Here is a 9,197-nt window from a genome sequence, read left to right on the forward strand (position 1 = left end):
CGGTCGGGCTGCCTGTGGCGCAGCCCGATCACCCACCCTGCCACTTCACTGACAGTCGCGAACTGTCACTCAACCGACAGGTAATCAATATGAAACAGACATTGAAAGCGGTGGCGCTGGCCATCGGCTGCGCCCTTGCCGTCGCCCCGGCCTGTGCCGAACCGGTACAACTGACGCCACTGGATAAAACCTTCACCCTGCAGGTGCTCGGCAGTGGTGGCCCCATCTCCGACGACCTGCGTGCCTCCTCCAGCGAGGTGATCTGGTGGAAGGGGAAATCCCGCATCCTGATCGATGCAGGTGGCGGCGTCTACCTGCGTTTCGGCCAGGCGGGGGCCAAGCTCGAAGAGGTCGATTTTATCGGCATCACCCACTTTCACACCGACCATGTGACCGACCTGCCCGCCCTGCTCAAGGGGGCCTACTTCTTCGAACGCAGCGATCCGCTGGATTTGGCGGGGCCCGAGGCGGGTTCGGCCTTCCCCAGCATGAGCGGCTACTTTGATGCCCTCTTCAACAAGGACAAGGGCGCTTATGCCTACCTGAGCGGTTTCAAGGATGGCACCGATGGCCTCTTCCCCATCACTCTCCATGATGTGCCCTACCAGAGCCCGCAGCCTCACACCGTCTATCAGCAGGATGGGCTGACCATCACCGCGCTCGGCATCCCTCACGGTGACGTGCCCTGTCTGGCCTATCGCATCGAGAGCGCCGAGGGGACCATCGTTATCTCGGCAGATCAGAACGGCAGCAACCCGGCCTTTGTGCCGTTTGCCAAGGGGGCCGACATTCTGGTGATGCCGCTCGCCATCCACGAAGGGGCCGACCCGGTCTCCGCCTCGCTCCATGCCAAGCCGTCGGTGGTGGCCAAAATTGCCGCCGAGGTGAACCCCAAGCTGCTGGTGCTCAACCACTGGATGGGGGTTGGCCTCAATCACAAGAAAGAGGCGATGGCCATCGTCAAACAGCAGTTCCACGGCCAGATCGTGGCCGCCCGCGATCTCTCCAGCTACCCCGTTTCATCCGTCAAGGAGTCCGCCCATGAGTAACTCAAGCAGCAACAAAACCACCGGCAAACTGACTCTCTCCATCGCCATGACCAGCCTGATTGCCCTGACTCCGGGGCTGGCGCTGGCGGCCACCCCGAGCGATGCGCCGGTGAAAGCCGCCCCCAGCGAACAGCACGGCGGCAAGTGTGCGGCGGGCAAGTGCGGCACCGAGAAGCGCTTCGAGAAGCAGGCCCTCGACAGTGATCCGCAGGGGCGGCTGGTGCGCGCTCGCGATGGCAAGTGTGGCGTGGCGGGCGAGGGGATTGATGGCAATACATCCAGCAAGGGCAGCAAGATGACGGAGGGGGTATGCGGCCAATAAGCTCCCGCAGTCGGGGGATCGGGCTGCGTCAGGAGCATCTGGATGCGCTCTGCGCCGGCCCCGTCCGCCCCGGCATCGACTTTCTCGAGCTGGCACCGGAGAACTGGATGGCTATAGGCGGAGCCAAGCGGGCGCAGCTGCATCAGCTGGCCGAGCGTTACCCGCTGGTGGCCCACGGCCTCAGCCTCTCCCTCGGCGATTGTCAGCCCCTCAACCGCACCCTGCTCAGCCAGATCCGCACCTTTCTGGATGAGTTCGGTATCGGGATCTACAGCGAGCACCTGAGCTTTTCCCGCGACCAACAGGGTTATCTCTACGAACTGCTACCGGTGCCGCGCCAGTGGGAGAACATCCCCTATCTGGCCGAGCGGATCGCGCAGGTGCAGGAGGCGCTGGCCCGCCCGCTGGTGCTGGAAAATATCTCCTACTACCACGGCTATGACTACGAGATGCCGGAGGAGGATTTTCTCGCCGAGCTGGTGGCGCGCAGCGGTTGCGAGCTGCTGCTCGATATCAACAACGTCTTTGTGAACAGCCGCAACCACGGTTACTGCCCCAAGCGGATGATTGCCGGGCTGCCGGGCACTGCTATCCGTTACTTCCATATCGCCGGTCATCTGGAAGAGGCGGATGGCACCTTGCTGGATACCCATGGTCGTCCGGTCTGTGAGGAGGTGGTGGCGCTGGCCCGTTATACGGTGCAGACCCACGGCCTGCGTCCCTTGTTGCTGGAGCGGGATCACCATCTGCCGCCGCTGGCAGAGCTGGAGGCCGAGCTGGCGCGGGTGCACGGCGCTTGTTGCGAGGCGATCGACAGTCAGGTGCGGGAGGTGCGCTATGGATAGACGGTTATCTCTTATCAGCACGTCCAAAACGGCGCCGCAGCGAATGCAGCAGCAGACCGCCTGGCTGGCGAGCCGGGTGCGGCTGCCGCAGGATGGCATCGCCAGCCACTATGCCCGCAGCGTGCGCGCCAATGTGGAGTCGGTGCTGGAGAGCGCTTTTCCGCTCACCCACGCTCACTGGGCGCCGGTGGACAGAGGGCAGCTGGTGGAGGGCTTTGTTATCGCGCACGGCGCCGAGGCCCCCGAGTTTCACCATATCGCCACCGAGTTTGTCCGCTATGTGCAGCATCGCCACGGAGAGGGCTCTCTCAACTGGCCCAGGCAGCGGCTGGCGCTGCTGGAGTATGAGTGGGCCTGCCTCTGTGTCGAGATTGATCAGGGGGTGGTGCCGCAAGTTATGGCGGGGGCGGAGGTGACGGCGGAGAGTTCGCTTGTGCTCAACCCTACCCTGCAACTGCTAGAGCTCCCCTTTGCCATTCGTCGCAGCGGCGTGGTGCCGACCCGGCAGGGCAACCACTTCTATGGCCTGTTTCGCAGTCCGGATCATCAGGTGGTGACCCAGCGGTTGCGCGAATGGGATGTGGCGCTGATCCAGTTGCTGCAACAGCAGCCGGGGATCACCCATGCCGCGTTCCAGCAACAGGTGCAACAGGTTCGCAGCGACTTTGATCTGACCGAGTGGGCGCGCCATTTTCACCGGCTGGGTCTGTTGATCCTGCCCGTCGGTGAGCGCCAGCCCGGCGCCCCCTTGCACCCATTTAGCAAACACCAAGGAGAATTCCCATGAACAACACCCTGATCCAGTGGTACGAGCGGGCGGTGGCCGCCCAGTGCAAGCGGCTCGATTTTCTTGCCCTGCTGGCCATTCGCCTCTATCTCATTCCGGTCATCTATGTGGGGGCCCACTCCAAGGTGATGGGCTTTGCCGGCACGGTCGCCTGGTTTGGTGCCCCGGTCTCGGAAGGGGGGCTCAACTTGCCGTTCCCGACCCTGCTCGCCTTTCTGGCGGCGGGCACCGAGGTGCTGGGCTGCATCTGCATCGCCCTTGGCCTCTTTACCCGCATCATGGCCATTCCCACCATCTTCCTGATGAGTGTGGCGAGCGCCATGGTGCACTGGAAGCACGGCTGGGACGCCATCGCCACCGGCAGCATGGAGGCCACCTTGCGCCTCAACGGCTTTATCGAGTGGCTGGCTGCCAACTTCCCCGGTCGCTACAACTACATCACCGAGCTTGGGGATCCCGTGATGCTCAACAACGGGATGGAGTTTGCCGCTACCTACTTCGTGATGTTGCTGGTGCTGCTGGTTTACGGCGGGGGCCGCTACGTCAGCCTCGACTACTGGCTCAAGCGGGCGATGACCGGCAAAGCAGGCGTGCAACAGGCGGCATAAGGCTTGCCCACGGATAACAAAAACCATAACGACAGAGCGTGAAAAACAGCGAGCGGCCGGGGGCCGCTCGCTGTTTTTGTGCTTTGGGGGGAGTGAGTCAGCTGCGTCAGCCGTTACTGGTAGCGGCCGACCGCGATGGGGGACTCCTGCTCAATCTGGCCAAGGCGCTCGGCCCACTGGGCGAGCCAGGCTTCCCGCTCTTCTTGCGAGACCCGCACCGGGGCATAGCAGATATGGGGGCGCAGCACGTCGAAGCCGACAAATTGAAGGATCCCGCGCTGGATGGGGCGCAGCACTCCGTCGATATCGCCGTTGAAGCCGTCAGGCAGATAGGTCTCGGCAGGGCCACCGGTGGTGAGGCTCAGCAGGGCCCGCTTGCCGCGAAATTTGCCGCTCTCGTAGATATGGCCCTGACCGTAGACTCGCCCCATGGCAAAGACTCTATCCACCCACCCCTTGAGAATGGCTGGCAGGCCAAACCACCAGAGCGGGAACTGGAAGATCAGCAGATCGGCCGCCTCCAGCTTTTGCATCTCCTGCTCCAGTTGCGGGGCAAAGCTGCCCTGCTCGGTGGCAGCCAGCTCTTCGAGTTGCAGCTTGAGAAAATCGGGATCGCTGGCGGCAGTGAAGTTGCGCCGATCCGAGACGGGATCAAAGCCCATGGCATAGAGATCGCTGGTCATCACTGTGTGGCCCGCCTGCTCCAGCGTCCTGATGGCGTGGCAGAAGAGGGCACCGTTGAAACTTTTGGGTTCGGGATGGGCATAGACGATAAGCACCTTCATAACAGACTCCGTGGCAAATGATGCGAGGGTGACAGGCTTGGTTGCTGAAAAAGTTACTGAAACAGTTGCCGGGTTGAGGCTGTGTCACAGCATAGAAGCCTGCCGCGCCGATTGCAGCAGGCGCCACGCCCTTGCGTGACGCCTGCTGGCGCAGCTTATGCCTGACAGGCGGCGAGCCGGAGGGCTTCGCGGCGCTCGCTGATATGGGTCAGCCCGTAGGCCAGCAGCACGATAAGGGCGCCGATCCAGGGGGTGTGCATCAGGCCGAGGTGCTCTACCACAAAACCACCGACCACAGATCCCAGCGCAATGCCAACGTTGAAGGCGGCGATATTGAGGCCCGATGCCACATCCACCGCCTTGGGAGTGTGCAGCTCGGCCTGCTTCACCACCAGCACCTGCAGACCCGGCACGTTGCCGAAGGCAAAGGCGCCCCACACCAGCACGGTGAGCACGGCCAGCACCGGATGGGGTGCGGTGAAGGTGAGGGCCAGCAGCACCAGCGCCAGACCGGCAAACAGCAGCTTCAGCGCCGGCAATGGGCCCATCTTGTCGGCCAGCTTGCCACCCCAGATATTGCCGATGGCGACCGATACCCCGTAGACCAGCAGGATCAGGCTCACCGCTCCGGCGCTAAAGCCGCTCACCTGCTGCAGGATGGGGGCGAGGAAGGTAAAAGCTGTGAAGGCACCGCCATAACCGAGGGCGGTTTTGGCGTAGACCAGCAGCAGCGGTTTTTTGGTGAGCACCGAGAGCTGTTCGCGGATGGTGGAGGCTGCCTCCTTGGGCAGGTTATTCGGGATCAGTAGCAGGCTACCCACCATGGCGACCAGACCCAGCAGGCTCACCACCAGAAAGGTTTCACGCCAGCCAAAGACCTGACCAATCCAGGTGCCGAGCGGTACGCCGGTTACCAGCGCCACGGTAAGGCCGCTGAACATGATGGCGATGGCGCTCGCCGCCTTCTCTTTGGCCACAAGACCCGTGGCGATGGTGCTGCCCACCGAGAAGAAGACCCCGTGCGCCAATCCGGTGAGGATGCGGGCGACGATCAGGCTCTCGTAACCCGGAGCCTGCCAGGCCAGCAAGTTGCCGGCGGTAAAGAGTGCCATCAGTCCCACCAGCAGCCACTTGCGCGGCACCTTGCCGGTGAGCGCCGTGAGCACAGGGGCGCCGATAGCTACGCCAAGGGCATAGAGGCTGACCAACAGGCCCGCCGAGGGGAGCGAGACATTGAGCTGCTCGGCGATGGTGGGGATAAGCCCCACAATCACAAATTCGGTGGTGCCGATCGCAAAGGCACTCAGGGTAAGGGCAAATAACGCCAGTGGCATAACAACTCCTTGGTTAGGGACTCCCGACGGGAGAATGGCGCCAGTATGCCGATGGGTTTTGTTGGCAAAAATGACGGTGACATCAAATTACTTTTGCCAAATAAGCAGCAATAACGCTGAGTGGGAGGGGGTTGTGTTGCCCACTGCGTGAGCGTAACGCAGTGATCTGCCTCGCAAAACGGGATGAACGCTGCTCCTTTTCTGAGCTTGCTTAAGCTCCAGTACAAGCTGGCAGCCATAGGATTTTCCCTGTGAAACCCGAGTGTGTTGAACCCATGTGCGCCGGTGTTGTGATGGCCGTGCGCTTTCATCTATAGGCAATAGACAGGCAATATCCAGCTGACAGGTAACATGATGACATTGAATCGACTCTCCTCTCTTTTGCTGCTGTGCGGCGCCTTTGCGGTACAGGCCGGCCAGAGCGATCCCCTCTCTGCCTGGAATGACACTGCGGCCAAGCAGGCGATCACCCGCTGGGTGACCAATGCCACCGATCAGCAGCAGGCCACTTTTATTCCGCCAGAGAAGCGCCATGTGGTGTTTGACAATGACGGCACCCTCTGGCCTGAAGCGCCCATGACCTATCAGCTGCAGTTTGCGATGGACGAGATCAAGCGCCTGGCGCCGGAACACCCGGAGTGGAAGGCCGACCCCATCGCTTCGGCAGTGCTGAACAACGACCTCAAGGCCGTGGCCAAATCGGGGGAGAAGGGGATCGCCAAGCTGGTGGGACTGACCCACAGCGGCATGACTACCACCGAGTTTGCCGAGCGGGTCACTCGCTGGATCAACAGCAGCAAGGATCCCCGTTTTGGCTGCCACTACGATCAGCTCGGGTATCTGCCGATGAAACAGCTGCTGGGGTATCTGCGGGATAATGGCTTCCAGACCTGGATTGTCTCCGGCGGCGGCGTCGATTTTATGCGGGTGATGTCCGAGCAGATGTATGGCATCCCGCCCCAGCAGGTGATTGGCTCCTTTACCCTCGGCGAGTTTGTCCTGACCGGGGAGGGCAGCGAGATCCGCAAGACCATGAACGGCGCCTATTTCGATGACAGCAAGGCGAAACCGGCCGCCATTCACCTCTTTATGGGGCAGCGTCCGGTCGGCGCCTTTGGTAACAGCGATGGCGACGTGCCCATGCTGCAATACACCTCGACCAACCCGGATTACCACACTTTCGGCCTGCTGGTGCACCACACCGATGCCAAGCGCGAATACGCCTACGACAGCCATCCGCCAGCCAGCGGCAAGCTGATCGACGGGCTGGCACAGGCAAAAGCGCGGGGCTGGGTGGTGGTCGATATGAAATCAGACTGGAAGCAAGTGTTCGATCCCGCCCTTTGCCAGAACGCGCCCTGATTGCGGGGCTGTATCTGGCATCAATGTGGCGACTGGACGTTCAGCAAGCGCTACAAAGCGTGAGGCAAGAAAAGAGACAGGGAGAGCATGATGCTCTCCCTGTTTTATCTGGCTTGCTGGCGAGCCAGCCTTTCTTTCGCGTTAGTCTCACGCCTTTCGCGTCAGTCCCATGCGGGGGCAAAGTCCGGGTTGGCGCAGCGCTCGCCCCGATCCAGCGTGGCGATGGCGGCCATCTCCTCGCTGCTCAATGTGATATCGAGAGCGGCCAGATTGGCAGCCTGATTCTCCCGCTTGGTGGAGCTCGGGATCACTGTCATGTCCTGCGCCAGCAGCCAGGCCAGCGACACCTGTGCCGCCGATACCCCGTGGCGTTTGCCAATCTCCATTAGCAGCGGCTCGCTCAGCACCTTGCCATAGGCGAGCGGCATATAGGCGGTGACGGCGATACCGTGGGCTTTGCAGAACTCGACCACCTTGCGGTTTTGCAGCAGTGGATGAACCTCGATCTGTTGGTGAGCGATGGAGCTCGGCCCCAAAATCTCGATAGCCTGTTTGAGCTGGGCCACGGTGAAGTTGGAGACCCCGATCTCCCGGGTCAGGCCCCGGGCCTTGGCCTCGGCCAGCTGCTCCAGATAGACCGCCATCGGCACCTCATCCTTGGGGGAGGGCCAGTGGATCAGCGCCAGATCCAGATAGTCGGTGCCCAGTTTTTCCAGGCTCACCTCAAGGCTCGGGATCAGCTTGCCCGGCCTAAATTCGCTGGTCCACACCTTGGTGGTCAGGTAGATCTCGTGACGGGCAACAGTGCTGCGGGTCAGCACGGCGCCGACTTCGGCTTCGTTGTCATAGATCTGGGCGGTATCGATTGTAGTGGTCTAATCATCCCGGACACCATTTTAGGTGGTACAGTCGCCACCATGACCTGAGGTGTTCAATGACAAGATTACGTCGCTCATTTACTGCCGAATTCAAACTCGAAGCCGCATCCCTGGTGCTCGACCAGGGATATTCTGTCCCCGAAGCCAGTCGTTCACTGGATATCGGTGAAACCATACTTCGCCGCTGGGTTCGGCAACTGCAATCCGAACGCAGTGGCACTACCCCAATCAGCAAAGCACTGACTCTGGAGCAGCAAAAAATTCAGGAACTGGAAGCCCGCATCAACCGGCTCGAACGTGAGAAGGACATTCTAAAAAAGGCTACTGCTCTCTTGATGACGGACGAGTTCACACGTACGCGCTGATAGACCGATTAAGGGAGCAAGCCCCCATCACTCTGGTCTGCTGCGCCTTCGATGTTCCCACCTCCTGTTTTTACGATTATCTGGCTCGCAGGCGGACGATTAACCGTGAGCGCATGCAACAGCGCTCTGAGTTGCGCCGTTTGTTCAAAGAGAGCAGGGATTCGGCTGGCAGCCGCGCCTTGATGTCGATGATGCGAGAGTTGGGGTATCAGATTGGTCGATTCAAAGTACGTAACCTGATGAAGGAAGCCGGCCTGGCATCCAAACAGCCGGGCGCACACCGCTATAAGGTGGCACGGTCTGAACGACCGGACATTCCCAATCTGCTGGCCCGCGAATTTGATGTCCAACAACCCAATCAGGTGTGGTGTGGCGATATCACCTACGTCTGGGCAGGTGGTCGTTGGCATTACCTGGCAGCGGTGCTTGACCTGCATACCCGGCGGGTTGTGGGGTGGGCGATGTCAGATAAACCAGATGCCGAGCTGGCCATCAAAGCACTTGAGATGGCGTATCAGCAGCGGGGTTGTCCGTCAGGCGTGCTGTTTCACTCTGACCAGGGCAGCCAATATGGCAGCCGGGCATTTCGGCAACGACTGTGGCGCTATCGCATGACCCAGAGTATGAGTCGGCGTGGCAACTGCTGGGATAACGCCCCGATGGAACGGTTGTTCAGAAGCCTGAAGTCAGAGTGGCTCCCGGCAAGGGGATATATGAGCCTGCGGGAAGCAAAGCGGGATATCAGTTATTACCTGATGGATCACTACAACTGGCGACGTCCACATCAATACAATGACGGGATACCGCCAGCAAAAGCCGAGGATCGGCCTAACCAAGTGTCCGGATTTAGTTGACCACTACA

At 60.9% G+C, this 9,197-nt stretch carries 9 protein-coding genes and 1 pseudogene; 7 read left to right on the forward strand and 3 right to left on the reverse strand.

Annotated features, from left to right (window positions below; genetic code table 11):
• Positions 1-89: 89 nt before the first annotated feature.
• From AB5Z05_RS04310 to AB5Z05_RS04330, 5 genes are read left to right on the forward strand one after another with little or no spacing between them, the layout of a single operon-like run.
• Positions 90-1,049 (forward strand): MBL fold metallo-hydrolase, encoded by a 960-nt coding sequence (locus AB5Z05_RS04310; protein WP_368150215.1) that lies wholly within the window; start codon positions 90-92, stop codon positions 1,047-1,049.
• The gene (locus tag AB5Z05_RS04315) at positions 1,042-1,371 is read left to right on the forward strand and encodes a hypothetical protein (RefSeq protein WP_005337569.1); all 330 of its coding nucleotides are present in this window, start codon (positions 1,042-1,044) and stop codon (positions 1,369-1,371) included. Before AB5Z05_RS04310 ends, AB5Z05_RS04315 begins: the two co-directional genes overlap by 8 nt.
• Positions 1,359-2,216 carry a DUF692 domain-containing protein gene (locus tag AB5Z05_RS04320; protein ID WP_368150217.1) on the forward strand — a complete coding sequence of 286 codons (858 nt, stop codon included), beginning with the start codon at positions 1,359-1,361 and terminating at the stop codon, positions 2,214-2,216. The genes AB5Z05_RS04315 and AB5Z05_RS04320 overlap by 13 nt, the downstream gene beginning before the upstream one ends.
• Positions 2,209-3,003, forward strand: coding sequence for a putative DNA-binding domain-containing protein (locus AB5Z05_RS04325; protein WP_368150219.1), 795 nt, complete (start codon positions 2,209-2,211; stop codon positions 3,001-3,003). The genes AB5Z05_RS04320 and AB5Z05_RS04325 overlap by 8 nt, the downstream gene beginning before the upstream one ends.
• Complete coding sequence (locus AB5Z05_RS04330; protein ID WP_368150221.1) at positions 3,000-3,611, forward strand: DoxX family protein; 612 nt, start codon at positions 3,000-3,002, stop codon at positions 3,609-3,611. The genes AB5Z05_RS04325 and AB5Z05_RS04330 overlap by 4 nt, the downstream gene beginning before the upstream one ends.
• Positions 3,612-3,724: 113 nt before the next feature.
• Here AB5Z05_RS04330 and AB5Z05_RS04335 read toward each other — a convergent pair whose 3' ends face one another.
• Both AB5Z05_RS04335 and AB5Z05_RS04340 read right to left on the reverse strand, forming a co-directional pair.
• Positions 3,725-4,396, reverse strand: coding sequence for an NAD(P)H-dependent oxidoreductase (locus AB5Z05_RS04335; RefSeq protein WP_108588441.1), 672 nt, complete (start codon positions 4,394-4,396; stop codon positions 3,725-3,727).
• 155 nt (positions 4,397-4,551) lie between these two features.
• Positions 4,552-5,730 carry an MFS transporter gene (locus tag AB5Z05_RS04340; protein WP_368150223.1) on the reverse strand — a complete coding sequence of 393 codons (1,179 nt, stop codon included), beginning with the start codon at positions 5,728-5,730 and terminating at the stop codon, positions 4,552-4,554.
• A 351-nt stretch (positions 5,731-6,081) separates the two neighbouring features.
• On the opposite strand from AB5Z05_RS04340, the gene AB5Z05_RS04345 reads away from it, so the two are divergent.
• Positions 6,082-7,092 (forward strand): HAD family hydrolase, encoded by a 1,011-nt coding sequence (locus tag AB5Z05_RS04345; protein ID WP_368150225.1) that lies wholly within the window; start codon positions 6,082-6,084, stop codon positions 7,090-7,092.
• Positions 7,093-7,253: 161 nt separating this feature from the next.
• Here the strand turns inward: AB5Z05_RS04345 and dkgB are convergent.
• Positions 7,254-7,958, reverse strand: a pseudogene (gene dkgB / locus AB5Z05_RS04350) (2,5-didehydrogluconate reductase DkgB); the annotation flags it as partial.
• A gap of 68 nt (positions 7,959-8,026) precedes the next feature.
• Between dkgB and AB5Z05_RS04355 the strand changes: the two are divergent.
• A protein-coding gene (locus AB5Z05_RS04355) for an IS3 family transposase (RefSeq protein ID WP_368150226.1) occupies positions 8,027-9,189 on the forward strand; the annotation gives its coding sequence in 2 pieces (ribosomal slippage) (positions 8,027-8,282 and positions 8,282-9,189; 1,164 coding nt in all).
• The last annotated feature ends 8 nt before the right edge of the window (positions 9,190-9,197 follow it).

This window comes from Aeromonas sp. R2-4 (assembly GCF_040908365.1).
Classification (GTDB): domain Bacteria; phylum Pseudomonadota; class Gammaproteobacteria; order Enterobacterales; family Aeromonadaceae; genus Aeromonas; species Aeromonas veronii.

Coding starts and splice junctions, on each gene's coding strand:
- AB5Z05_RS04310 (WP_368150215.1), top strand. CDS start 90: ATGAAACAGACATTGAAAGCGGTGGCGCTGGCCATCGGCTGCGCCCTT.
- AB5Z05_RS04315 (WP_005337569.1), top strand. CDS start 1,042: ATGAGTAACTCAAGCAGCAACAAAACCACCGGCAAACTGACTCTCTCC.
- AB5Z05_RS04320 (WP_368150217.1), top strand. CDS start 1,359: ATGCGGCCAATAAGCTCCCGCAGTCGGGGGATCGGGCTGCGTCAGGAG.
- AB5Z05_RS04325 (WP_368150219.1), top strand. CDS start 2,209: ATGGATAGACGGTTATCTCTTATCAGCACGTCCAAAACGGCGCCGCAG.
- AB5Z05_RS04330 (WP_368150221.1), top strand. CDS start 3,000: ATGAACAACACCCTGATCCAGTGGTACGAGCGGGCGGTGGCCGCCCAG.
- AB5Z05_RS04335 (WP_108588441.1), bottom strand. CDS start 4,396: ATGAAGGTGCTTATCGTCTATGCCCATCCCGAACCCAAAAGTTTCAAC.
- AB5Z05_RS04340 (WP_368150223.1), bottom strand. CDS start 5,730: ATGCCACTGGCGTTATTTGCCCTTACCCTGAGTGCCTTTGCGATCGGC.
- AB5Z05_RS04345 (WP_368150225.1), top strand. CDS start 6,082: ATGATGACATTGAATCGACTCTCCTCTCTTTTGCTGCTGTGCGGCGCC.